Annotated in this window: 21 protein-coding genes; 19 read left to right on the forward strand and 2 right to left on the reverse strand. The window is 45.1% G+C overall.

The window, feature by feature from the left end; translation table 11 throughout:
- Window positions 1–169 precede the first annotated feature (169 nt).
- Window positions 170–853 (forward strand): pirin family protein, encoded by a 684-nt coding sequence (locus K0625_RS15215; RefSeq protein WP_220110477.1) that lies wholly within the window; start codon window positions 170–172, stop codon window positions 851–853.
- Window positions 854–947: 94 nt separating this feature from the next.
- Window positions 948–1295, forward strand: coding sequence for a hypothetical protein (locus K0625_RS15220; RefSeq protein WP_220110478.1), 348 nt, complete (start codon window positions 948–950; stop codon window positions 1293–1295).
- A 625-nt stretch (window positions 1296–1920) separates the two neighbouring features.
- Here the strand turns inward: K0625_RS15220 and K0625_RS15225 are convergent.
- Window positions 1921–2826: a substrate-binding domain-containing protein gene (locus tag K0625_RS15225; protein ID WP_220110479.1), complete on the reverse strand. Its 906-nt coding sequence runs from the start codon at window positions 2824–2826 to the stop codon at window positions 1921–1923.
- Between the two features lie 43 nt (window positions 2827–2869).
- Window positions 2870–3766 carry a formate dehydrogenase accessory sulfurtransferase FdhD gene (locus K0625_RS15230; protein ID WP_220110480.1) on the reverse strand — a complete coding sequence of 299 codons (897 nt, stop codon included), beginning with the start codon at window positions 3764–3766 and terminating at the stop codon, window positions 2870–2872.
- Window positions 3767–4055: 289 nt separating this feature from the next.
- On the opposite strand from K0625_RS15230, the gene K0625_RS15235 reads away from it, so the two are divergent.
- The 17 genes from K0625_RS15235 (at window position 4056) to K0625_RS15315 (ending at window position 23029) form a co-directional block, all read left to right on the forward strand.
- Complete coding sequence (locus tag K0625_RS15235; RefSeq protein ID WP_012327384.1) at window positions 4056–4526, forward strand: DUF3305 domain-containing protein; 471 nt, start codon at window positions 4056–4058, stop codon at window positions 4524–4526.
- Entirely contained in the window at window positions 4526–5119 is a 594-nt protein-coding gene (locus K0625_RS15240) for a DUF3306 domain-containing protein (RefSeq protein WP_220110481.1), read from the forward strand. The genes K0625_RS15235 and K0625_RS15240 overlap by 1 nt, the downstream gene beginning before the upstream one ends.
- Window positions 5120–5368: 249 nt before the next feature.
- A complete protein-coding gene (locus K0625_RS15245) occupies window positions 5369–7039 on the forward strand; it encodes a 4Fe-4S binding protein (RefSeq protein WP_220110576.1) in 1671 nt (556 codons plus the stop codon).
- A 10-nt stretch (window positions 7040–7049) separates the two neighbouring features.
- Window positions 7050–7742 carry a TorD/DmsD family molecular chaperone gene (locus K0625_RS15250; protein WP_220110482.1) on the forward strand — a complete coding sequence of 231 codons (693 nt, stop codon included), beginning with the start codon at window positions 7050–7052 and terminating at the stop codon, window positions 7740–7742.
- Window positions 7743–7880: 138 nt separating this feature from the next.
- The gene (locus K0625_RS15255; protein ID WP_012327380.1) at window positions 7881–8078 is read left to right on the forward strand and encodes a twin-arginine translocation signal domain-containing protein; all 198 of its coding nucleotides are present in this window, start codon (window positions 7881–7883) and stop codon (window positions 8076–8078) included.
- 38 nt (window positions 8079–8116) lie between these two features.
- Window positions 8117–10966, forward strand: coding sequence for a formate dehydrogenase subunit alpha (locus tag K0625_RS15260; protein WP_220110483.1), 2850 nt, complete (start codon window positions 8117–8119; stop codon window positions 10964–10966).
- A 26-nt stretch (window positions 10967–10992) separates the two neighbouring features.
- The gene (gene fdh3B / locus K0625_RS15265; RefSeq protein ID WP_220110484.1) at window positions 10993–11583 is read left to right on the forward strand and encodes a formate dehydrogenase FDH3 subunit beta; all 591 of its coding nucleotides are present in this window, start codon (window positions 10993–10995) and stop codon (window positions 11581–11583) included.
- A 51-nt stretch (window positions 11584–11634) separates the two neighbouring features.
- Complete coding sequence (locus K0625_RS15270; RefSeq protein ID WP_220110485.1) at window positions 11635–12648, forward strand: formate dehydrogenase subunit gamma; 1014 nt, start codon at window positions 11635–11637, stop codon at window positions 12646–12648.
- 496 nt (window positions 12649–13144) lie between these two features.
- Window positions 13145–14200, forward strand: coding sequence for a DcaP family trimeric outer membrane transporter (locus K0625_RS15275; RefSeq protein ID WP_333473860.1), 1056 nt, complete (start codon window positions 13145–13147; stop codon window positions 14198–14200).
- Window positions 14201–14271: 71 nt separating this feature from the next.
- The gene (locus K0625_RS15280) at window positions 14272–15309 is read left to right on the forward strand and encodes a Tle-like phospholipase domain-containing protein (protein WP_220110486.1); all 1038 of its coding nucleotides are present in this window, start codon (window positions 14272–14274) and stop codon (window positions 15307–15309) included.
- 191 nt (window positions 15310–15500) lie between these two features.
- Complete coding sequence (locus tag K0625_RS15285) at window positions 15501–16580, forward strand: TRAP transporter substrate-binding protein (RefSeq protein WP_220110487.1); 1080 nt, start codon at window positions 15501–15503, stop codon at window positions 16578–16580.
- A 50-nt stretch (window positions 16581–16630) separates the two neighbouring features.
- A complete protein-coding gene (locus tag K0625_RS15290) occupies window positions 16631–17209 on the forward strand; it encodes a TRAP transporter small permease subunit (RefSeq protein ID WP_220110488.1) in 579 nt (192 codons plus the stop codon).
- Complete coding sequence (locus tag K0625_RS15295) at window positions 17199–18554, forward strand: TRAP transporter large permease (RefSeq protein WP_220110489.1); 1356 nt, start codon at window positions 17199–17201, stop codon at window positions 18552–18554. The genes K0625_RS15290 and K0625_RS15295 overlap by 11 nt, the downstream gene beginning before the upstream one ends.
- An 18-nt stretch (window positions 18555–18572) precedes the next feature.
- The gene (locus K0625_RS15300; RefSeq protein ID WP_220110490.1) at window positions 18573–19733 is read left to right on the forward strand and encodes an iron-containing alcohol dehydrogenase; all 1161 of its coding nucleotides are present in this window, start codon (window positions 18573–18575) and stop codon (window positions 19731–19733) included.
- 11 nt (window positions 19734–19744) lie between these two features.
- Complete coding sequence (locus tag K0625_RS15305; RefSeq protein WP_220110491.1) at window positions 19745–21247, forward strand: CoA-acylating methylmalonate-semialdehyde dehydrogenase; 1503 nt, start codon at window positions 19745–19747, stop codon at window positions 21245–21247.
- A gap of 294 nt (window positions 21248–21541) precedes the next feature.
- The gene (locus tag K0625_RS15310; RefSeq protein ID WP_220110492.1) at window positions 21542–22321 is read left to right on the forward strand and encodes an IclR family transcriptional regulator; all 780 of its coding nucleotides are present in this window, start codon (window positions 21542–21544) and stop codon (window positions 22319–22321) included.
- A gap of 510 nt (window positions 22322–22831) precedes the next feature.
- A complete protein-coding gene (locus K0625_RS15315; RefSeq protein ID WP_012327376.1) occupies window positions 22832–23029 on the forward strand; it encodes a formate dehydrogenase region TAT target in 198 nt (65 codons plus the stop codon).
- Window positions 23030–23041 lie beyond the last annotated feature (12 nt).

Here is a 23041-nt window from a genome sequence, read left to right on the forward strand (position 1 = left end):
CATCCCACCAATAACATTGGCTAGCTTGTTGAAGTCTCCCTCTTATTGTTCTTTTTTTGTCAACAGTATCTTTCGTTTTCTCCTGTTTATCCTTATTTGGTGACAAGTTAATCTTGGTTCATCGCAAAGCTTTATTGGATAGCTTTTGCAGTGATATGAGGACAAAATCATGGAAAAACTATCAAAATTTGATCTTAGAGAGGGCGGATTTGCAGGCCTAAAAGAGCATAGGTTCGTGATGGATAGCCGAGTATTTGGCCGAGGAAAGGAGCCAAAGACTTGGGATGGTGTCGGTCACTTTGTTTATCTGGCGGACGCTAGGTTTATGCCCAAAGGGGAGACCATGATGCATGGTCACAGAGAGGTCGATGTGATCTCTGTGATGGTTAAGGGACAGATAGCCCATGAAGGCTCCCTTGAGCATGGTCAATCTATAGTGGCTAAGCAGGTACAAGTACAGAGGGCTGGTGGTGAAGGTTTCTCCCATAATGAGATTAATCCTGATGATGTTGAAAATCAGATGATCCAACTTTGGGTGATGCCGGAAACATTAGGTGAAAGAGCCGCTTATCGCTTGTATTCTCCTGTCGATGGTGAGCTCACCCCTATTTACGGTGGTGCAGCACAAACCTTCAATAGCCGAACTCAAGTGAGTGTCGCTAACTTAAACTCAGGAGATGAGATTGCATTGCCAACACCTGCACTCATCTATGTTAGTGATGGCAGTGTCACTCTAGCTAATGAGACTGTTTCTGCAGGGACACTAGTGCGAAGTTCAGTAGCTCAACTTGATGCTAAGTTAACGGCAGTTGAGGAATCACAAGTAATAGTAATAAGCCTATTAGATAGTTAATTTTATTATCTATTTTCATCTGCTTGGAAACGAATTTAGGTGTATGCTATTTTCGTTTCCAAGAGTGGGAAGATGATGGAGTTAGGTTATTACTATGGTGTTTGAGCGAGTACAGAAGCAGAATCACCATGTTGCAGATTCAGAGCTAACTATCTCTTACGATCGCTTTACTACTCGTTTCACCATTAAAGCTGCAGAGGAGGAGGTAATATATTCCGCTCTGCTTATGTTTATCCCTATACGCAATAAAGAGTTATCCATAAACAACCAGTTATTCACTCTGAAAATACGCTGGCTTATCTTGTGGCAATCTAAGCTAGAAAACAGCAAAGGAGTTGTCATCAAGGAGCTCCTCTACCTACGCCGCCGAAAATCCATCAACCTGTTTATCTATTTGATACTAATCACTAGTATTAAAGCCGGCATAATCTTGTCAGCCTAAATCGCTTGCTCGTGCAAAGTAGTATATAAGCCAATTTTCAAGGCTAGTTAGACGTCCACCTCTCTCGCTATAAGCACTGTTGCTGCAGTAAACTATTTGTCCTCTAATGGATACTGGTAGTATTGGTTGGATGATCTACTAGTAAATACTAAGTCGAAGAGAGTGATAACTAGGTGTAGATGCTGCTGCGAGCTTCGGTTTCAGGGCGAAGTTTCACTTTGTGAAACTCTTTGAGCGAGAGGCAGGGATGCCGAACTGGCGGTTTAACATGGACGTTGTTTGAAGACGTAGAGCCCACAGGGCAGAAAATGTTCCAGACATTTTTTCTGCATTTCCACCATCCATGGCGGTCAGATGTACTTGCGGCGTCTCGTAGAAGTAGCTGCACATTCAGCGAGCCGCAGGCTATAGATATAAGTGAAGGTTTGAATATCGAGCATCTACTAAGTACCAACAAAGATAAAAGCTTGATCTTATCAGCTCATAAATCTTGTAGAAGAATCTGTACTTAAGCTGCTGCAAGCAATTGATACGATAAGGGGGCAATGTTCAAAATGACCCAATTCAATACCAAATCAGGCCAAATCAAAAAGTTACTCAGAAAATTGTTAACCAAAAATCCCGTTTATGAAGGGTTCCACAACAACTGCCCACAATCAGTTAGATCATACCCACCTAAGGTGGCTGCCAACTGACGAGTCTGAGTACTTCCTAGCATATCAAATAGGTGCTGTAACTGGCGGCGAAAGTAGATCCCCTGTGGCATCACGAAGTCAAATGACTCGGTGACGAGTGGGATAAAGCCTAGGCCACTCTCCATAGCAACCGACTGACAACCAAAACCGATATCCGCATCGCCCCGTGCTACGTATGCAGCAAGTTCACGTTCACTGTAAGCGGTGACGTTGGCATTGAGGTGTGACAGGGCTGCTCCCTGCTTCATTAACCAGTGCTCTAAATGTTGTTGGCTACCGGCGCCAGCTTGTCTGGCGACCCAGCGCCATGGCAGGGAGACGATTTTATCCTCCTCCTGACACTGCTGTAGCATGTTACTACGCACCATCAGCCCCTGTTTACGGGTGTAGCCGTGTACCATGACCCACTGTTGGTGGTTAGGGTAGCTCTTCAGTAGTGCCGGGTGGCGGACATTACGCTCATCGACACTGCCCCAGTGTAGAGTACAGACATCGGCATAGCCTCGAGAGAGCAGATCCAGGCCCATGCGTGAGCCTGTGGAGCTATAACTGACCAGATCGCTCTTGCCTATCTGTGTCATTAGGCGAGACACTAACATGGATAGCAGAGGATCATCGCTGCCTGTGATGTGCATGCGGTCTGAGAGCATACCACTGTGGCAGGAGTCCATGATCCAGCGGTCGATCAAGATCTTAGGAAATAACCACTTTCCTGTGATTTTGGTTGCAGGTAATACTCTATCGTTCGCCATTGAGTAGACCTTTTTTTCATTAAGATCTAAGTATTCGGCGACCTGTTTAGCACTCATGTAGATGAGCTCACTTGGCTCTGTCATCTGTTTTTCCCGCAAAAATCACTTCTATTGAGTTGATTGTGCATTAAATATTTTCTAATGGTTTCTTAGGACGCTTAGGTGGAATAGCATCAAATTCGATGTTTTCTGCGCCGTTATAGATAAGGAAATGTTTACCTTTAGCGCGGGCTATCATAGTGATCCCAAGCTTTTGAGCAAGCTCAAGTCCCATCTGGGTCGCGCCGCTTCTTGATAGCACTACCGGGATCCCCATCTTGGCAATTTTAATTACCATCTCTGAGGTTAGTCGCCCCGTCGTGTAGAACATCTTGTTATGACCAACATCTTGCCTTAGCCACATCTCGCCAGCGAGGGTATCTACCGCATTATGACGACCGACATCTTCGACAAAACCAACAATTTTATCACCCTGGCATAGGCCGCAACCATGAACTGCGCCAGCATTTTTGTAGGTTTCATTGTAGGCACTGATGTTTTTAAGCAAGCTGTAGATCATACTCTGTTTTAATTGAGGTTGGGGGAGATCTATCTCATCGAGCCCATCCATAAATCCACCATAAACAGTTCCTTGGCCACAACCTGTAGTCACGGTTTTCTCTGAGAGTTTCTCCTCAAGGTCTTGAGTCGATTCCTTAGTTAATACCGCGGCAGAGCTGACATCCCAGTCGATAATAACTGATTCAAGTTGCTCAAGATCTGAGATAAATCCTTGGTTTTTTAGATAGCCTAATGCTAATGCTTCGGCTCTTGCACCTAAGGTCATCAGGGTCACAATGGGGCGCCAGTTTAGGTAAACGGTGAGAGGGCGCTCGCAGGCGATATGTTTCTCTACCTGTTCACCATTTTCATCGATGGCATTCACTGAGATAGTTAATGGCACCTCTGCATCGGTTTTGATTAAGCTAGGTTTATGCTGGCTCAAGGCTGGTAACTCACAATTAGTTATGGACCCTAGCAGCATAGCAATTTTTGTTCCTAGGTTTAGATCCCTAGATTGAATGCGTGATCTCCCTCATTTTCTACTCTTTATTAGGCTAAAAAAGCCCTTTTATGTCCTAGATAAAGCACAGGTGTGGACAAATTGTCCTACTTTTAGAGAGGATTTGATGATCTAGCTCAAAAAAGTTTAGCTTTTACGGTGGCATATAAATTGCTTGCTATAGTGAAATTGCGGTGAAAAGCGCGTAAATACTCGTTATTAGCAGGCTCTATCTCTGATGAATCGCCCGCTATATCTAAGGTGAGATTGAATGCAACATACCGAAAGCCAATGGCCTATGCACGTTTCTCTTAAACGCATTGAGAAACAAGTCGGACGCTGGACCTCTATAAGCTGGGAACTTGATCAAGTACTTCCAGCAACTTGCGAAGCTCCTGAGGGATCTAAGCTCATTATGCTTGAGCTACATAAAGATGAGCGTGGAAGCTACCGTATCAATCTGGATATGGATAACGCCATGCTGTATGTCGTTTGCGATGAGCTTGAAGATGGCACTTGGATACCCGCCATGATATCAGCCGATCAAAATGTCGCAGCCGGTTGTCTAGAGGGTGATACCCCTGTGTTGAACTTGTCGATGCCAGAAGCGGTAGCTTGCTGGATTGAGGCGTTCATTACCCGTCATGGAGAGGTAGAGATATGTGCTCACCGTCGTAAGCATGTAAATCGCCGCAAAAATGAAGGGCCGAGTAATAACAATCAATTTGGGCAGAACTCCTAATGAGCGGATCGGGTGGATTTTTATCACGCTGGAATCTTCGTCGTCAGAAGGTTGAGGATGAGAAATTAGCTGAGGAGAGTGAGGTAGTCTCCCAGCAGGCAGAGCCTATTCAGGAACCTCTTGATACTGAGTCGGTTGATGATCAGCAACTTGAGACTGAGCTTGAAACCCAATCTCATCCTATTACTGCCGAAGAGTTACCAGATCCTGAGAAGATTGAGATTGGCGGAAGTTTTGCCAGTTTTATGGGGGCCAATGTTGATCCAACCGCCAAGGCGGCTGCGCTTAGAGCACTGTGGAAACAGCCTCAATACAATGAGATTGATGGTCTGCTTGAATATGCCCTCGATTACAGCAACCAGCCTAAACTGACTCCTGAACATTCAGCCGAAATAGCCAAGAAGATCTTCCGTCACGTAACCAAGAGTGATGATGAAGAGGTTGAAGCGACGGGCACTGAGTTGGCGCAGGAAACTGCTGAAGAGACAAATTTATTAAGTGAAACCACTGAGGACATTTTGGACGGCGATCATGTTCAGGTGTCCCAAAATGAACCAGAGGCATGTGACGAACCGAAGCCGAGTGTTTCTTAACGTCACTTTAGAGAAGTTTATTATCCATAACTTTGGTATGTGAATTGCTATCTTTCTATCAATAAAAGTACGAACTGTATAAGAAAAGAGAAGCAGCAAGGTCGGCATTAGAGTATTGGAAGTGATGAGCCAATATTTGGGAAGTAGGTAAGCTAGCGTAGATAAGTATTGCGCACTAATGGTTAGAACTAGCTGCCTAGCTGACTGAAACAGCCAAAAACTGTTCGGGAATGCAACGTGAGCAAACATTTGAATAATGATACCGTCGAACTTAAAGAGGTTCGACAACAGGTGTTGGCAAAGACTCAGATCCTCCAAAATCTGATCCCGCCAACCGTAAGCTATACCACAGAGGGAAACGTGTTAGTTATCGGGCCAGAAGATCTGGCTCGTTTAGCGGCAGGTAAACTCTCTAATATGGGTAAGCTGGCGATTCTGGCTAATGAGTCGATCACCAGTCAAGATGAAGACCACCTTGAAAAAGTGATGGCTGCGGCTGAAGACGTTGAGAGCTTTTATAACAAGCTTATCGAGATCAAAGGTTTCTTAGGTCAGTTTCAAGTTAAGGTGGACTCAGGTGATGAGGGAGACGCTAAGACAACAGACTTGAGTCTTGCTGCTATCCGAAAGGCCCACTTCGATCTCATTTTAGACTTGAGCCAATCTCCCTGTATTAACCTTGAGATGCTACCACCTGGCTACTTCTACGTAGGTCAGGATGAAGCTAAGCTCGAAGAGGCGATAGCCCAGCTGCCAGATCTTATTGGTGAGTTCGACAAGCCACGCTACGTTAAGGTTAACAGTGAGATATGTGCGCATAATCGTAACGGTATCGATGGCTGTAACCGCTGCTTAAACTTCTGTCCAGCCGATGCGATTCAAAGCATCGACAAGATGATTGAGATAGACCCTTATCTTTGTCACGGTGCAGGTAGTTGCACTAACGCGTGTCCTACAGGGGCGATAAGTTACGATCTGCCTACACCACAAGCTCTTCACTCCTATCTTCATAAGCTAGTGACACGTTTTCGTGAGCAAGCACAAATAGCGCCAGTTATTCTATTCCATGATGCTGCTAACGGTGCCAAGTTGGTGGGTGAAGATCTGCCCGGCAGTGTTATCCCAGTTGAGTTGGAAGAGATCACTGTGGCCAGTATGGATCACTGGATGTCTGCGCTAGCTTGGGGCGCTCGTCAAATCTTAGTGTTAAATACTGAGGCTACAGCGCCAACCTTGACGCAGATGTTGCAAGGTGAGCATAAGCTGGCAAATGACATTCTCGACGAGATGGGTCAACCTCAGCGTGTCTCAGTTCTCGACGAAACTAGCATAGCCGATCTCAGCCGTATTCTTGAAATCAGTGCTAATTGGCCTGTGATTGTTCCGGGTGAATTCACCGCGACGACAAAACGAAATACCCTATATGCGGCTATCGATCACCTCAATGAGCAAGCGGGTTCAGTCGATACTTGCTTGAGTCAGAGCAATCTTCCCTATGGTCAAGTGAGTGTGAACACGCAAGCTTGTACTCTCTGTCTCTCCTGCGTCTCTACCTGCCCAACTCAAGCATTAACCGACGGTGGTGATAAGCCTGCGCTGCACTTTGTTGAACAGGACTGTGTTCAGTGTGGTCTGTGTGAGTCAGCTTGTCCTGAAAAAGCGATCAGCCTCACTTCGCAGATGAATTTTGATAAGGCGGAGCGCCAAAAACGTCAAACCTTGAAAGAGGAGGTGCCATTTGACTGTGTTCGTTGTGGAACCCCTTTCGCCACCCAATCCATGGTGCATAGGATGCTGGAAGTAGTCGGAGGCCATAGTGCCTTTAGTGCAAATATCGAAAGATTAAAGATGTGCAGCGACTGCCGGGTAAAAGATATGTTTGAAGACATCCTTCAAGATCCTGAAAAGCAACTTCGATAAGAGTTTAGCTATGACCGAATTAGTAAGAGAAGTATCAGAAAACGATCAGTTAAGAGCTGATATCTATCAGCTTCTGGCTGCCTTGTTACGTAGCCAGCCTAGCCCTGAACTGTTGCAGTTTTTATCGGATCTTGAGATCGATACCGAAGATGACAGTGAGATGACCAAGGCGTGGTTAGCCCTTAAGTTAGCGGCTAATCAGTTTAGTGGCGAGCAGCTAGAGGATGAGTATTTCAACATCTTCTACGGTGTGGGCAGTGGCGAGATCATGCCATATGGTAGCTGGTTTATGACTGGCTCCTTAATGGATAAGCCCTTAGCACTTTTGCGTCAAGATTTGATGCAACTGGGTTTTGAGCGTGAAGAGAACGTTAAAGAGCCAGAAGATCACGTTGCCGCTCTTTGTGAAGTGATGGGCGTGCTGATTCTGGAAGCACCAAGTTATCGTCAATTGGCTTTCTATCAGCGTCATATTGGCAGCTGGATAGCGCGTTTTTGTGATTCACTGGCTAAGGCGCCGAGTGCAGCTTTTTATGCAACAGTGGCGCAACTGGCTAAATCATTCTTTGAGGTTGAACAGAGCGAATTTGAGCAGCTACAACTGGATATTCCTGTTAACTGTCCTGGCTCTGAGGCAGAGAAGAGAGCAGCTGAAAGTGCTGTGGAAAAGATTGAACCTAGCACCAGCGAACTTGCATCTTAAGTTCATCGTGTTGGGTTGAGTATTAACACCTGTTTTATCTTGATGAGAACAGGTGTTGCAAAAAACGAAGGGCAACCTTCAACCATCATAGGGCCAATCTCAGATTGGCCTCATTTAAGTAAATATCTAGGAGACACTATGAAGAAGCAAGCTTCCGATATGGGTCGTCGTCAACTGCTAAAAGCCTTAGCTGTGGGTAGTGCGGCTGGTGCAGTCGCGACTGTCAGTGGACAGGCTATGGCGGCATCACCAAGCGAAGAGCCTGTTATGGCTAAAGGTGACGGCTATCAGGAAACGGATCATGTTCGTAGCTATTACGCGTCGTTAAAAGACTAAGTAGCACTAACTAAAGATAATAATATGAGGAGTGTGTGATGCGACTAACTCGCAAAGCAGACCAGGCGGAAGTGGTAAAAAAACCAGCCTTAGGTCTTAATCGTCGTCAGTTCCTTCAGTCTGCAGGTCTTGCAACTGGTGGTATTGCCGCGGCATCTATGCTTGGCGCTGGAATGATGCGTAAAGCGCAGGCGAAAGAGGTGCCACATGATGCGCCGACTGAAACTAAGCGTACTATCTGTTCTCACTGTTCAGTGGGTTGTGGTGTTTATGCTGAAGTGCAAAATGGCGTTTGGACTGGCCAGGAGCCAGCATTCGATCACCCATTTAACGCTGGTGGTCACTGTGCAAAAGGTGCGGCCCTTCGTGAACATGGTCACGGTGAGAAGCGTCTTAAATACCCAATGAAACTCGAGGGTGGCAAGTGGAAGAAGATCTCTTGGGATCAAGCCATTGAAGAGGTAGGTCAAAAAGCATTAGATATCCGTAAGGAATCAGGCCCAGATTCTGTGTTCTTTATGGGTAGTGCGAAATTTTCAAACGAACAAGCTTATCTGTACCGTAAATTCGCAGCAATGTGGGGCACCAACAATGTCGATCACTCAGCGCGTATTTGTCACTCTACCACTGTAGCCGGTGTTGCAAACACTTGGGGCTATGGTGCGCAAACTAACTCTTTTAACGATATCCGTAACGCTAAGGCGATGATGTTCATCGGGTCTAACCCATGTGAAGCGCATCCAGTTGCCATGCAGCATATTCTGGCTGGTAAAGAGCGCGGCGCTAAGATTATCGTCGTCGATCCTCGCTTTAGCCGTACCGCGGCTAAGTCGGATGAATATGTGCATATTCGTCCAGGTACCGATATCCCATATATCTATGGTCTGCTTTGGCATATCTTCGAAAATAAATGGGAAGATCAAACTTTTATCGACCAACGTGTGTACGGTATGGAGCGTATTCGCGAAGAAGCGGCTAAGTGGAATCCTGCCGAAGTTGAGTTGGTAACCAGCGTACCTGAGAAGCAGATGCGCCGTGTGGCTAAGATGCTTGCAGAGACTAAACCTGGCACCGTTGTTTGGTGTATGGGTGGTACTCAACACCATGTCGGTAATGCCAATACTCGTGCTTATTGTATTCTGCAACTTGCGCTGGGTAACATGGGTGTATCAGGTGGCGGAACGAACATCTTCCGTGGTCACGATAACGTTCAAGGCGCCACTGACTTTGGTTTGTTGTTCGATACCCTTCCTGGTTACTACGGCCTGAAAACAGGCTCTTGGAAACACTGGTGTAACGTGTGGGATCTTGATTATGAGTGGGTTAAAAACCGCTTCGATCAAGAGGAGCACTTAGGTCAGGTTCCAATGAACTCAACCGGTATCCCTTGTTCTCGCTGGCACGATGGTGTCTTAGAAGATAAGTCTAAGATCGCTCAGAAAGATAATATCCGTATGTCATTCTTCTGGGGACAGTCTGTTAACACCGAAACCCGTGGCCGTGAGGTGCGTGAAGCACTGAATAAGATGGACACAGTAGTGGTTGTCGATCCGTTCCCTACTATGGCTGGTGTGATGCATGAACGTACCGATGGTGTGTATCTGCTTCCTGCTGCAACTCAGTTTGAAACCTATGGCTCTGTTTCTGCTTCTAACCGCTCACTGCAGTGGCGCTCTCAGGTTATTGAGCCGCTATTCGAGTCTAAGCCTGATCATGTGATCATGTACAAACTGGCGAAGAAGTGGGGCATCGAAAAGGAGATGTTCAAGCATGTTAAGGTCAATGGTGATGAGCCACTGATTGAAGATCTGACTCGAGAGTTCAACAAAGGTATGTGGACCATTGGTTACACAGGCCAGAGTCCTGAGCGTTTGAAGATGCATCAGGAAAACTGGGGTACCTTCGACATTAAGTCTCTAGAAGCACCGGGTGGCCCAGCTAAGGGCGAAACCTACGGTCTGCCTTGGCCATGTTGGGGTACACCAGAGATGAAGCACCCTGGTTCTCAAATCTTGTACCGCACAGGTCGCGAAGTGAAAAACGGTGGTGGTAACTTCCGTGCTCGTTATGGTGTTGAACATAACGGCAATAATATTCTTGCGGAAGGTTCTTACTCTAAAGGCAGTGAGATCCAAGACGGTTATCCAGAGTTTACCGCCGATATGCTTAAGCAGCTTGGCTGGTGGGACGATCTAACAGCCGAAGAGAAGGTGGCTGCCGAAGGTAAAAACTGGAAGACAGATATTTCAGGTGGTATTCAACGCGTGGCGATTAAGCACGGTTGTATCCCTTACGGTAACGCTAAAGCGCGTTGTATCGTTTGGAACTTCCCTGATGATATTCCGTTGCACCGTGAGCCACTCTATACACCACGTCGTGACTTGGTGGCTAAGTACCCAACTTATGATGACCGTATGGTTGCGCGTCTTCCTACCCTGTATAAGTCTATTCAGGAGCAGGATTTTGCCAAAGACTTCCCAATTGCTCTGACCTCTGGTCGTTTAGTTGAGTATGAAGGTGGTGGTGAAGAGACTCGTTCTAACCCTTGGCTTGCCGAGTTGCAACAGGAGATGTTTATCGAGATCAACCCTGCTGATGCTGCCGATCGTGCACTTCGTGACGGTGATGAAGTTTGGGTTCACAGTCCAGAGGGCGCCAAAATTAAAGTTCAGGCCATGGTAACGCCACGCGTTATCGCGGGAGAGTGCTTTATGCCTTACCACTTCGCAGGAGTATTCGAAGGTAAGAGCTTAGAGAAAAACTACCCTGAAGGAACCGTACCTTATGTGATTGGCGAGTCGGCTAACACGGTACTGACCTATGGCTATGACGTGGTGACTCAGATGCAGGAAACTAAAGCATCTTTGTGTCAGATCACTAAAGCCTAACTGAACTTGATGAGGAGATAGCCAATATGGCAGTCATGAAATTTTTGTGTGACACCAAACGCTGCATCGAGTGTAACGGTTGCGTCACAGCTTGTAAGAATGAAAACGATTCCGCTCTTGAGTGGGGAATTCAACGTCGCCGCGTAGTGACAATCAACGATGGTGAGCCCGGTGAGACATCAATATCTGTGGCTTGTATGCACTGTACCGATGCGCCTTGTCAGGCAGTCTGTCCTGCAGATTGTTTCTACCGTACCGACGACGGCATAGTACTTCACAACAAGGATACCTGTATCGGTTGTGGTTACTGTCTCTATGCATGTCCGTTTGGCGCGCCTCAGTTCCCTAAAAAGGGTGCTTTTGGTAGCCGTGGCAAAATGGATAAGTGTACCTTCTGTGCTGGTGGTCCTGAGAAGAACTTCTCAGAAGCTGAGCGTGAAAAGTACGGTGCAAACCGTATCGCAGAGGGTAAGTTACCTATGTGTGCAGAGATGTGTTCCACTAAGTCTCTTCTCGCTGGTGATGCTGAGATCGTATCTAACATCTACCGTGAGCGTGTTGCTGCACGTGGTAACCCAGGTGCTATTTGGGGTTACACTCCCAAGGTTGGCGCGTAAGTGAAGTGAGTTGTGAGCTTAGCTCACAACTCAACTCTTAAAGGAGTGACTATGAAATTAACATCACTACGCAGCCTGTTTGCTTCGCTTGTTTTACCGCTCGTTATCTTAATGGGTTTAGGTTTAAGTACGTCAGCCTTAGCGGCAGATGGACAAAATAGCCAACAAATTGCGAATGCAAAAACCAGTGATGCGGATCTTTGGCGTGCTGTTAAGGCCGGTGATTCCGGTTATACCGTTGCCCAAGGGAGTGAGGCCGGCGTATTAATTAATGTTGTCGGTAATGAAGGCAAAAACATTAAGAATGAATACCTGACACCTGCCATGGGAGTGGCGGTACTTGGGGTATTTAGTGCCTTCTTAATCTTCTATTTTGTTAACGGCCCTTCAAAGCTAACCAAAGGCTTCTCCGGTAAAATGGTGCTGCGTTGGTCGAAGGCCGATCTGATTATCCACTGGGTATTAGCCATCTCATGTTTGGGGTTAATATTTACGGGCATCAATATCATGTTGGGCAAGCATATTCTTCAACCTTATGTGGGTGAGGGAGTGTGGGCCGCACTGATCTACGGCAGTAAGACTATCCATGATTATGTGGGTCCGCTGTTTATCGTGTCATGGATCTTATGTGTGGTTAAGTGGATGCCGCTGCAGACGCTTAAGATGTATGACCTGAAATGGTTCCTTGTAGTGGGTGGTTACATCAACTTTGGACCATTTAAAGGGAAGCACCCTGACAGTGGTTTTGCCAATGCGGGTGAGAAGATGTGGTTCTGGACCTTAGCTATCTTCGGTCTGTTTATCAGTGTTTCCGGTATTATGCTGGTATTGCCTGGCCTAGATCTTCCTCGCGAAGCCTCGATGGCAGCTCTGCTTATCCATGGTCTCAGTGCCATTATTATCATCGCATTTACTATCGTGCATATCTGGATGGCGACGGTATTGAGTGAGGGTGGTATGGAGTGTATGAAGTCCGGTTATTGTGATGAAAACTGGGCTGTACAGCACCATAATCTTTGGTATGACGAGATTAAAGAGAACGGCACATTAGAGTATAAAGACTAGCTATACGCTACCTGTCTTAATTGAAGGTCAAAAGCCCTAGCATTAGCTGGGGCTTTTTTATATCAGGAGGATTCATGCTCGTTTGGGCTGATGTGAATTGAAAAATATCTATTTAAAACAGTAGGCTTTGCTAGCAGTGTGAAGATTAGATACTGGTCTTCAAATAGCTCTACACCCTCTTTTTTACCCGATTTATCTCCGTTAACTCCCCCTTGTGACAGCATAAAATATCAAAATAATCGCCAAAACGATATTTTTTGTCTCATTTTTGTTGATTTTGTGTTTTCAAGTACGTATGGTTTCTTAAGTGAGATTATTTGTCTCATTTTGATTTTTTTTAGGAAAGAGCTTTTCGCTGTAGGTAGACAAAGTGGCATGCCATATGGGCTCGATTCTTTATCTTTTGCTGCTGGCCAGTGGGTCAAGACAGGTAAGAGATGACTGTCATCAGTCTCTGGGATTTTGGTGCAGAGACTTATAAAAAGGAGAACGAGAAATGATTTTGATGAAGTCTAGTGCCCATAAAAAGCTGGCAGGAGTTATCTTGCTTACTTTGGGATCAACCGCTCATGCGGGCTATGAAATTAAACTTGGTGATGAAGACAAAATAGAGTTTGGTGGCTATATCAAGGCCGATGGCCGTTATGTTAGTGGCGCTGTACCTTACCGCGATTACTGGATTGGCTCTGGATCTGTTGGCGCCGATGATTCGGAGTTCCGTTTTAATGCCCGTGAAACTCGATTTAATACTAAATATACCCACAAAGATGTGGTGGGATTCTTAGAATTTGACCTGTATGGCGGTAATAGCAATGTGGGTAATGAGGTTATCTCAAACTCCTACGCCCCTAGGTTACGCCATGCCTATATAAAATATGAAGATTGGTTGCTAGGCCAAACTTGGACAACCTTTATGAATACCTGTGCTATCCCTGAAACGGCGGATTTTGGTGGTCCTCTGGTAGGTGAAGCATTTATTCGGCAGGGGCAGATACGTTACACCTATGGCGGTTTGCAGTTAGCACTGGAAAACCCAGAGAACTATGGTGGGGTCGATGCGAGCGATAAACTGCCTGATTTTGTTGGTAAGTACAGCTTCAATGGTGACTGGGGTGGTGTGTCGGTGTCAGCCTTGGTGCGTAAGTTAGATTCTCTAGGGGTCGATGAGGTGACATTTGGAATGTCGGTAGCGGGGAAAATTAATACTTTTGGTAAAGATGATCTGCGCTTTCAGTTCAGCAAAGGCGAGCTAGGACGTTATGTGGGAGTGGTCGTTGCGAAAGATGTATTTGAGGAGCAGGTAGAGGAGACGACAGCTTATACCGTCGCATACCGCCACTTCTGGAGTGACGATCTAAGATCAACCCTATTTTACGGAAGAGGGAAAGCAGATCTCGCCAATACAGATCGTAGTCACTATGGCATCAACCTCTTTACTAATCTGACCGACAAGTTATCGGTTGGTATGGAATATGGCAATTATGATGTTTCCGATTTAGGTATTGAGGGAGATTCTGACTATTTCCAACTATCGGCTAAATACAGTTTATAAACCTTGATTTTGTAGGGTTTATCACTTTGAGCAGTTACATCTCTAAATAAAATAATGACAAAGGAATAACTATGAAATGCCAAAAAATAGCGCCACTCACACTCTGTTTAACTTTACTGAGTATGCCGATGTTTGCCACAGCTTCCGTGACACAAAATGATATCAACAATGTCGGGGCATATATAAATGCGGTCTTGGTACCTAATTTTACCGATACTCAAAATCAAACGGGAACCACCTATAAAACCCATCAACCTACATCAATAAATCAAGCGCGCAGTGCCCTATATTACCTGAACTTTGCAGAGCAAGTTAATAGCGCTTATGGTGCACCGCGAGGCTGGCAAAGGGTTGAGAATATCAGCTACTCCTCAGGTTTTTATGCCAGTGTTTATCAAAAAGATGCAGATATTATCGTCGCCTTTAGAGGCAGTGAGTTAGGCACTTCTGATTGGGTTACTAATGGGATTATGGTTCAGGATATCGTTCCTGCTCAGTATCAGCAGGCGATCGATGAGTCGAGTCGATTAAAAGTAAAATATCGTAACTCATCGATCCACTATACAGGCCATAGCTTGGGCGGTGGATTGGCAACGGCTGCGGCGATAACTACTGGTGATGCGGCAACGGTATTCGATGCTTCCGGTTTGGCCGATGCTGTGCTTACTCGAATTAAGCAGACGTTATCCGCGGCAGGGAGTGCCGATAATGCCTGGCATACTCATGCAGGTAAGGTGACAAACTTTAATCTTGAGGGCGAGTTTGTTTCAGATATCGATCTGCAACAAGATGCCGATACGCTTGGAGATACCTCTAGGCAGTACGGTGATATCTTTTACCTTTCAGATGATAGATTTACTCCCTTTTACTTAGTCGATAATGGCTTAAGTCGCCACTTTACCACTCCTTTAAAGGAGGAGTTACAGTTCCTATCTCAACCTGTATTTAGAAATAACCCATATGATCATGATTCAATCGATAATGATCTTAATCCTAATACTAGTTTTTTCTATCTTGATTTAACCGATGACACTTTAGATATTTTATTGTGGCAATTTAGTTTTTCAATAAACTCACTGCCAAGTTTACTTGATGATCTTAATCTTTAATTGTTTAGGTTTAAAATCTAAAATATTTAGTAAGGTTTAATATTAATTAAGTTGTAATTGACTTGAACTGTTTTTTTTGCTGAGTAATTTTAGCAGGGAACTCTGCACTCTTTTTTCAGCTGTTTATTTTCGAGTTAGTGTTTTAGTTATGTCTTACAGCTTTATTTTAAATAAACTAATTGGAGTTCAATATGAAAACCATAAAGAAATGTTTTGACAATTTATTATTGAAAAAGATTGTCAGTGTTTGTTTAGTTGGAGGGGTTATCTTTAGCCCTCAAACAATTGCCGATGAGAAATTACGCTGGAAAGTGCAAGCTGTTTTTGGCACTCATCTACCTGCATTAGGTGATCCTATTAAATTTGTTGCAGAGGATATTAAAAATGCCAGTGGTGGAGATATTCAGTTCAAGATTTATGAACCCGGTAAAATCGTTCCACCTTTTGGTATTACCGAAGCGGTCAAAAATAACCAGATATCAGCTGGCTATACTTGGCTAGGCTATGATCAGGGGAAAATACCTGCAGCAGCACTGTTTGCTGCCGTTCCTTTTGGAATGGAGCCTTGGGCTTACTCCTCTTGGTGGTATGACGGTGAAGGGAAAGCATTAGCTGAGAAGTTGTACGCCAAGCACAATATCCATCCGATACTTTGCTCGGTTATCGGTCCCGAAACTGCTGGCTGGTTTAAGAAGCAGATCACCTCTCTTGAAGATATTAAGGGTTTAAAGATTCGCTTTGCAGGCTTAGGCGGCAAGGTGATGCAAAAAGCTGGAGCATCAGTGACGGTTCTGCCTGGTGGTGAGATCTTCCCCGCTCTTGAGAAGGGAGCAATTGATGCCAGTGAGTTCTCAATGCCTGCTATCGATCAGATGATGGGGTTCGATAAGATAGCTAAGAATAACTACTTCCCTGGATGGCATCAAACCTTTACCGCTTCACACTTAGTGGTCAATAAAAAGAGTTGGGATGAATTGAGCAATAGTCAACGAGCCCTTATCGATATGGCTTGTACGGCTGGAACTTTGCGAGCCTTAACGCGAGGTGAAGCGCTACAGGGGGAGGTGATTAAAGGTTTCCCTGCAAAGAATGTGACAGCCAGAACCCTTCCGTCGGATCTGCTCAGTGAATTAAAGGTGTACACAGATCAAGTGATGACAGGTATCTCTGAGAAGGATGCGGACTTTAAAGAGATCTATCAATCCCAACAGAAGTTTTATGAGAGCTATAAAGTTTGGAAGAAACTGGCTTACTTGCCAAACGAGTATTAATTAAGGGCGGTCGTTAGACCGCCAAACTTAATAACGTCTGGGAGAGAATTATGCATACTGATGAGCCTGAGTCAGTTTTGACTAAGTTACCTCATACAAAATTATCAGCTTGGATTGAGTCGGTAATTATAAAAATAAATGAGTACATATTCTGGCTATGGCCAATATTAATGGTTGTAATTGTCTTGAATGTATTAATGCGTTACTTCCTCGGTGAGGGAAGGGTTGAGTTTGAAGAGTTGCAGTGGCACTTATATGCGATTGGTTGGGTTATAGGTTTAAGTTATTGCGTTGTGAAAAATGAGCATGTTCGTGTGGATGTTTTTTATGAACGATTCAGTATTAAAACTCGTTGCTGGGTTGAGTTGTTGGGAATGGTGTTTTTATTATTGCCATTTTTAATACTTGTTATTATTTACGCCATCCCATTCGTTTTATATTCCTGGGAACTATCTGAAGTTTCTACTGCACCAGGAGGCTTACCTTATCGTTGGTTTATAAAGTCAATATTGTTATTTGGCTTTGTGCTTTTAGGTTTATCTGTGATAGCAAAATTATCTCAGGTTATTAATTATCTTATTACTGGAGGTAGATCTACTGCCGAAAAGGAAGGCAAAAATGGAAGTTAATGAGTATTTAGTTATCGCTATGTTTTCCACTTTTGTGTTGCTGCTATTTACGGGGTTTCCTGTGGCCTGGGTGTTAGCGGGTGTTTCAATTATTTTCTCTGTTATTGCGATGGCGTTTGATACTTGGGGGGATACCTGGATAGGCATAGATTGGCAGTATGTCTCGATTGTGATCCCGCGTATCTGGGACACCATGAACAACTGGGTGTTGGTTGCCTTACCTATGTTCATTTATATGGGATTAATGCTGGATAGATCCGGTATGGCAGAAAGCCTTATGGTTAATCTGGTCAAACTCTTCGGTAAGGTGAGGGGTGGACTGGCGATATCGGTTATTTTTGTTGGTCTGTTACTGGCCGCATCAACCGGCATTATAGGTGCTGCGGTTGTGTTACTGACAGTGCTAAGCATGCCCTTGATGCTAAAGCAGGGCTATAACAAGTCGCTGGTTAGCGGCACTATCTGCGCTACTGGCACTTTAGGGATCTTGATCCCTCCCAGTATTATGTTGGTGATGATGGGGGATAGGATAGGCGTTTCTGTGGGGGACCTGTTCTTAGGCGCGCTATTTCCTGGATTATTACTTGCTGCACTCTATGTACTGTACATCTTGATTGTTGGCTTCATTTTGCCCTCAAAACTGCCAGCACCAAAAGATTCAGAGGCGGTATCTTTAGTCGTTATCTTAAAGGTATTTAAAGCCATTCTGGCCCCTGCTGGGTTAATCCTGCTAGTGCTTGGATCTATTTTCTTTGGTATCGCCACTCCGACAGAAGCCTCTGGCGTCGGCGCTGCGGGAGCTACTTTGCTTGCTTGGTGGCACAAAAATCTTAGCCGTAAAGTGATGTTTGAGGTGTGTGAAGCAACCTGCAAAACCACGGCGTTTATTTTTGCTCTATTTGTTGGTGCGTCGGCTTTCTCTTTGGTGTTAAGAGGGCTTGGTGGTGATGAGCTAATTTCGGGTGCCTTGCTGGGGTTAAACCTTAGCCCTACCGGCATCATTATTGCCATACTCTTTGGTGTGTTTCTGCTTGGCTTTTTTCTGGATTGGATAGAGATAACCCTGATTATATTGCCGTTGGTTGCCCCCATCGTCTCTACCTTAGGCTTTGATCTTATCTGGTTTACCGTGTTGTTCTCTGTTTGTTTGCAAACATCCTTTCTCACACCACCAGTTGGTTTTGCTCTGTTTTATATGAAGGGAGTAACCCCCCCAGAGATCTCTATTGGGGATATATATCGGGGGGTCGTCCCCTTCGTGATATTACAAGTTATTGCTTTGATTGTTATTTTTAATTTTCAGCAATTAGTTACTTGGTTGCCAAGTGTTACTTACGGGTATTGATTAGTGGAGTTGCGGACAATGAGTTATCAAGTGTATTTACCTAAGATTATGGAAGTCGGAGGCGGGGCCAGTAAGAAGATTACTGAAGTTTTGCGTAAATTGGGTTGTCAGCGGCCCTTAATCATTACCGATAAGGTGATGTTGGAGCTGGGTTATGTGGCCGCCATTGGCGAGGAGTTAAATTTTGCGGATATCCCTTTTGATGTGTTTGCCGACACTGTTCCTGAGCCGACAGTGGCATCTATCGTTGCGGGCGTTCATCAATTTCACACCGATAGATACGATTCCATCATCGCCTTAGGTGGTGGCAGTCCTATCGATTCTGCCAAAGCTATCGGTATTTTAGGCAGTTATGGTGGAGAGATTCGGGATTACAAGTTCCCCTGCTCAGTTGATGAGAAGAAGATCCCCGTTATAGCGATACCAACAACAGCAGGTACGGGCTCGGAAGTCACTCGTTTTACCATCATTACAGATGACGATGCCGGTGAGAAGATGCTCTGTGTTGGTGCAGGTTTTATGCCTGATGCCGCACTTATCGATTATCAACTGACCTTGAGCCTGCCCTCCAGAGTGACTGCTGACACCGGCATCGATGCTTTAACTCATGCGATTGAAGCGTATGTAAGCAGTAAAGCGAATGCGTTTAGCGATAGTCAGGCGCTCTCTGCAATGAGATTAATCGCCCCTAGTTTGAGGCGTGTCTATCGTGATAGTGACGACACTGAGGCCAGAGAAAATATGATGTTGGGGTCAACCTTGGCTGGCATCGCATTTTCAGCTGCTTCAGTTGCTTTAGTGCATGGTATGAGTCGACCGATTGGGGCAAATTTCCATGTGCCTCATGGCCTCTCAAATGCCATGTTACTGCCAAAAGTAACTGAATATTCTATCTCTGGAAACATTCCCAAATACGCTGATTGCGCTAGAGCTATGGGCTTGGCAGAGAGTCATATTTCAGATGATGACGCTTGCTTAATGCTGATTGTCGAGCTTATCCAACTCAATATGGCTCTTGATGTTCCTACTTTGTCTGAGTTTGGCGTAGAGAAGGAGGCATACCTATCACTCTGTCCGACAATGGCGGATCAGGCATTAGCATCAGGCTCACCAAGTAATAATCCCAGAGTGCCTAACAGGGCGACATTAATTGAACTTTATCAAAACATATGGGCATAGGAGCCTTATCTATGAAGCAGTTGACACATTTTATCAATAATCAGATCACTGAAGCTCACAGTTTACGGGTTGGAGCAGTATTTAACCCAGCTACTGGGGAGCAGGTGGCGGAGGTTGATTTAGCCGATAGCGCTGTTACCGAAGACGCCTTAGTGTCTGCCAGTAACGCCTTTACATCATGGTCTAAAACATCGCCATTACTCCGTGCAAGGGTGATGTTTAAGTTTAAGGTGCTTATCGAAGAGCATAGGGATACCTTGGCTAAGTTGATCACCGAGCAACATGGAAAAGTGTTATCCGATGCTCAGGGGGAGATAACCCGAGGACTCGAAGTGGTTGAGTTTGCCAGTGGTATTCCTCATCTGTTAAAGGGCGAGCACTCATTAAATGCAGGGAGTGGTGTGGATAGCCATTCGATGATGCAGGCCGTGGGCGTGTGTGTCGGGATCACCCCGTTTAATTTTCCTGTCATGGTACCTATGTGGATGTTCCCCGTCTCTATCGCCTGTGGTAACACCTTTATCTTAAAGCCTTCAGAGAAAAATCCGGAGCCTGCACTCTTTTTGGCTGAACTACTTCGCCGAGCGGGGCTCCCCGATGGCGTATTTAATGTCGTTAATGGTGATAAAACCCTAGTGGAAAGCTTGATTTCGGATAGTCGAGTTGAGGCGGTGAGCTTTGTGGGCTCGACCCCCATTGCTGAAGCGATATACAGCAAGGCATCGGCATATGGAAAACGCTGTCAGGCTCTGGGTGGAGCAAAGAATCACATGGTCATTATGCCTGATGCCGAGGTAGAACAAGCTGTCAATGCGCTGATGGGTGCGGCATATGGCTCAGCTGGTGAACGCTGTATGGCGATATCTGTTGCAGTTTGTATTGGGGACGAGACTGCCGATAGAGTCAAAACCAAACTGTTAAAGGCCATCGAAACACTTAAGATCGGTAACGGTGCAGATCAAATGCCTGAACCTGATATGGGACCTTTAGTCAGTGCAGAGCATAAAGACAGAGTGATGGGATATATTGAAACTGGTGTTGCCGAAGGCGCAGAGCTCGTTGTTGATGGACGTGACTTGTCAGTTGTGGATCATGAAGTGGGTTATTTTGTCGGACCAACCCTGTTTGATCATGTTACTAAGGAGATGAAGATCTACCAAGAGGAGATATTTGGTCCTGTACTTGCCATAGTACGAGTGAAGGATTTAGATGCCGCCCTTGCATTAGTGAACAGCCATGAGTTTGGCAATGGTACGGCTATTTTTACCCAAAATGGTCGCGCATCTAGGAGGTATCAAGAGGAGGTTAAAGTTGGCATGGTTGGGATCAATGTGCCAATTCCCGTTCCTATGTCGTTTCACTGTTTTGGAGGGTGGAAGCGCTCAATCTTCGGTCCATTGAATATGCATGGTCCAGACGGTGTGCGTTTCTATACCAAGATGAAGACGGTGACCTCAAGGTGGCCAAAAACCACAGACAGCATTGCAGAATTCTCTATGCCCACCTTGGAGTAATAGATGCTGTTATGGCGACAGGGAGGTCGCACTAATATTATTCGCAACCACCTTTTATCAGCTTTGGGGTTCAGTTTCCCGCTAAGTGGGCGCGGACTTAGTTGGTGGTTCTGTGATCTCCTACTTTTTATGGGGTAAAGAGTTGGTCGTCAGCCAGTAAATAATCACTTCAAAGCGGCGCTGGATCCCTGTATTGTTCTGTAGATGAAAACCTCTTCAATAGTAGAGATGGGTGTGAATTTTTGGTTGGATTCACCGGACTAATAAAGAATAAACAGGAACTCAGTATTACTTATGAGTGAGATAAAGCGAGAGAAAGCATCATCAATTGTCCGTATTCTTGAGGTCGTTGAAGCGATCTCTACCCATGAGTCTCCTATGTCACCGACAGATCTGGGCGTGCTGCTGGATATCCCCAAGCCTACGGCTCATCGCTTAGTCACGACTTTGATTGAGGAGGGCTTTGTTTATACCGATATGCGTGGGCATTTGATGCCCGCTGACAGGCTGCACTCTATCTCATTAGGGGTGATGTATAGCCGTCGTCATACGGCGTTGCGTCAGGCTATATTGAAAAAGCTCTCCAGCCAAATAGGTGAAACCTGTGGGATTGCCATCCCTTCTGGTGCTGAGATGATCTACTACGATAAGGTTGAAGCTAACTGGCCGTTAAGAGTCCATCTACCTGTTGGTAGCAAGGTACCAGCATGGTGTTCTGCTAGTGGTAAGCTCTATTTGAGCACTCTTCCAGATGCCAGACGTCATGCGGTTATTAAGAATATGGTGCTGGAAAAGCTGACAAAGAAAACCATCACTGATCCTGCCTTGTTAGAGCAGCAACTACAGAGCATTAAATCCACAGGTATAGGGCTTGATGATGAAGAGTTTATTGGCGGTATGTCTGCGGTTTCTGTGCCCATCTATTCCGATGACGGTAAACTGTTTGCCTGCCTGTTTTGTCATGCGCCTTTAACTCGAAAGAGCTTAGATGAGTTGCAGAGTTATGTCGGCTTGCTTCGTTCTGCAGCCGAGGAGATTGCAGATATTATCAATAGTAAAACCAGCGCCTATTAAGTTAATTATGCCTATCGAGTCGCGCCTGTTTGGCGCTTCTTGAGTTAGCTCTACAGCTTCAGTCATCTTTAAATTTATCCCTCATTCAGACTCAGATACAGTAGTAAGAAAAGCCTTTTGTGGCTGAAATAGTAATCACTCTTAATTGCCAATCTTCTTAATTAAAAACAACTTAACTTATTACTGTTGTTAACATTTTATTTGCTTTCTTATTGCTGCTTTTGACCCTCCTCCCTACTCGTATTTTATAAAACATGATTCGGTTAACATTTTAGAGGTAATGACCTCTTTTTCGAGATCTGAATCGGGGTTAGATCAATTTTTCTGCTTATTAATTCTCTTATATTGCCCGTGAAATTTATGGATGCTTTTAATAATCAAAATTTTGTACATAGCAACTCGTTAAAAGATAACACTTGGATAACAAGTGACCGCGCTAGAGGTTAATCGATAAAGGTGTTCTGACTATTACAAATAACAAAAAGTAACCCTTTCACACCAGGAGCAAGAATGAAAAAGCAACAGCCTGATCTGAACCGCAGATCTTTGCTGAAAGCACTCACCATAGGCGGAACGGCGACTGTCGCCCTAGCCGCTACAGGTATCAGTGCTGCGCAAGCAACAGAGAGCAATGTGAGTGCTAAAAGCACTGACGGCTATCACGAAACAAATCATATTCGCAGTTATTACAACAGCCTACGTAGCTAAATTAGGAGTGTT

It is taken from the genome of Shewanella nanhaiensis, assembly GCF_019457885.1.
In the GTDB taxonomy this organism is placed as follows: domain Bacteria; phylum Pseudomonadota; class Gammaproteobacteria; order Enterobacterales; family Shewanellaceae; genus Shewanella; species Shewanella nanhaiensis.

What these genes read in the sequence shown, in the direction of transcription:
- K0625_RS15310 (WP_220110492.1), top strand. Translation starts at nt 21,542, where the DNA reads ATGAGTGAGATAAAGCGAGAGAAAGCATCATCAATTGTCCGTATTCTT.
- fdh3B (WP_220110484.1), top strand. Translation starts at nt 10,993, where the DNA reads ATGGCAGTCATGAAATTTTTGTGTGACACCAAACGCTGCATCGAGTGT.
- K0625_RS15215 (WP_220110477.1), top strand. Translation starts at nt 170, where the DNA reads ATGGAAAAACTATCAAAATTTGATCTTAGAGAGGGCGGATTTGCAGGC.
- K0625_RS15295 (WP_220110489.1), top strand. Translation starts at nt 17,199, where the DNA reads ATGGAAGTTAATGAGTATTTAGTTATCGCTATGTTTTCCACTTTTGTG.
- K0625_RS15305 (WP_220110491.1), top strand. Translation starts at nt 19,745, where the DNA reads ATGAAGCAGTTGACACATTTTATCAATAATCAGATCACTGAAGCTCAC.
- K0625_RS15315 (WP_012327376.1), top strand. Translation starts at nt 22,832, where the DNA reads ATGAAAAAGCAACAGCCTGATCTGAACCGCAGATCTTTGCTGAAAGCA.
- K0625_RS15275 (WP_333473860.1), top strand. Translation starts at nt 13,145, where the DNA reads ATGATTTTGATGAAGTCTAGTGCCCATAAAAAGCTGGCAGGAGTTATC.
- K0625_RS15290 (WP_220110488.1), top strand. Translation starts at nt 16,631, where the DNA reads ATGCATACTGATGAGCCTGAGTCAGTTTTGACTAAGTTACCTCATACA.
- K0625_RS15235 (WP_012327384.1), top strand. Translation starts at nt 4,056, where the DNA reads ATGCAACATACCGAAAGCCAATGGCCTATGCACGTTTCTCTTAAACGC.
- K0625_RS15225 (WP_220110479.1), bottom strand. Translation starts at nt 2,826, where the DNA reads ATGACAGAGCCAAGTGAGCTCATCTACATGAGTGCTAAACAGGTCGCC.
- K0625_RS15285 (WP_220110487.1), top strand. Translation starts at nt 15,501, where the DNA reads ATGAAAACCATAAAGAAATGTTTTGACAATTTATTATTGAAAAAGATT.
- K0625_RS15240 (WP_220110481.1), top strand. Translation starts at nt 4,526, where the DNA reads ATGAGCGGATCGGGTGGATTTTTATCACGCTGGAATCTTCGTCGTCAG.
- K0625_RS15280 (WP_220110486.1), top strand. Translation starts at nt 14,272, where the DNA reads ATGAAATGCCAAAAAATAGCGCCACTCACACTCTGTTTAACTTTACTG.
- K0625_RS15255 (WP_012327380.1), top strand. Translation starts at nt 7,881, where the DNA reads ATGAAGAAGCAAGCTTCCGATATGGGTCGTCGTCAACTGCTAAAAGCC.
- K0625_RS15250 (WP_220110482.1), top strand. Translation starts at nt 7,050, where the DNA reads ATGACCGAATTAGTAAGAGAAGTATCAGAAAACGATCAGTTAAGAGCT.
- K0625_RS15270 (WP_220110485.1), top strand. Translation starts at nt 11,635, where the DNA reads ATGAAATTAACATCACTACGCAGCCTGTTTGCTTCGCTTGTTTTACCG.
- K0625_RS15230 (WP_220110480.1), bottom strand. Translation starts at nt 3,766, where the DNA reads ATGCTGCTAGGGTCCATAACTAATTGTGAGTTACCAGCCTTGAGCCAG.
- K0625_RS15220 (WP_220110478.1), top strand. Translation starts at nt 948, where the DNA reads ATGGTGTTTGAGCGAGTACAGAAGCAGAATCACCATGTTGCAGATTCA.
- K0625_RS15300 (WP_220110490.1), top strand. Translation starts at nt 18,573, where the DNA reads ATGAGTTATCAAGTGTATTTACCTAAGATTATGGAAGTCGGAGGCGGG.
- K0625_RS15260 (WP_220110483.1), top strand. Translation starts at nt 8,117, where the DNA reads ATGCGACTAACTCGCAAAGCAGACCAGGCGGAAGTGGTAAAAAAACCA.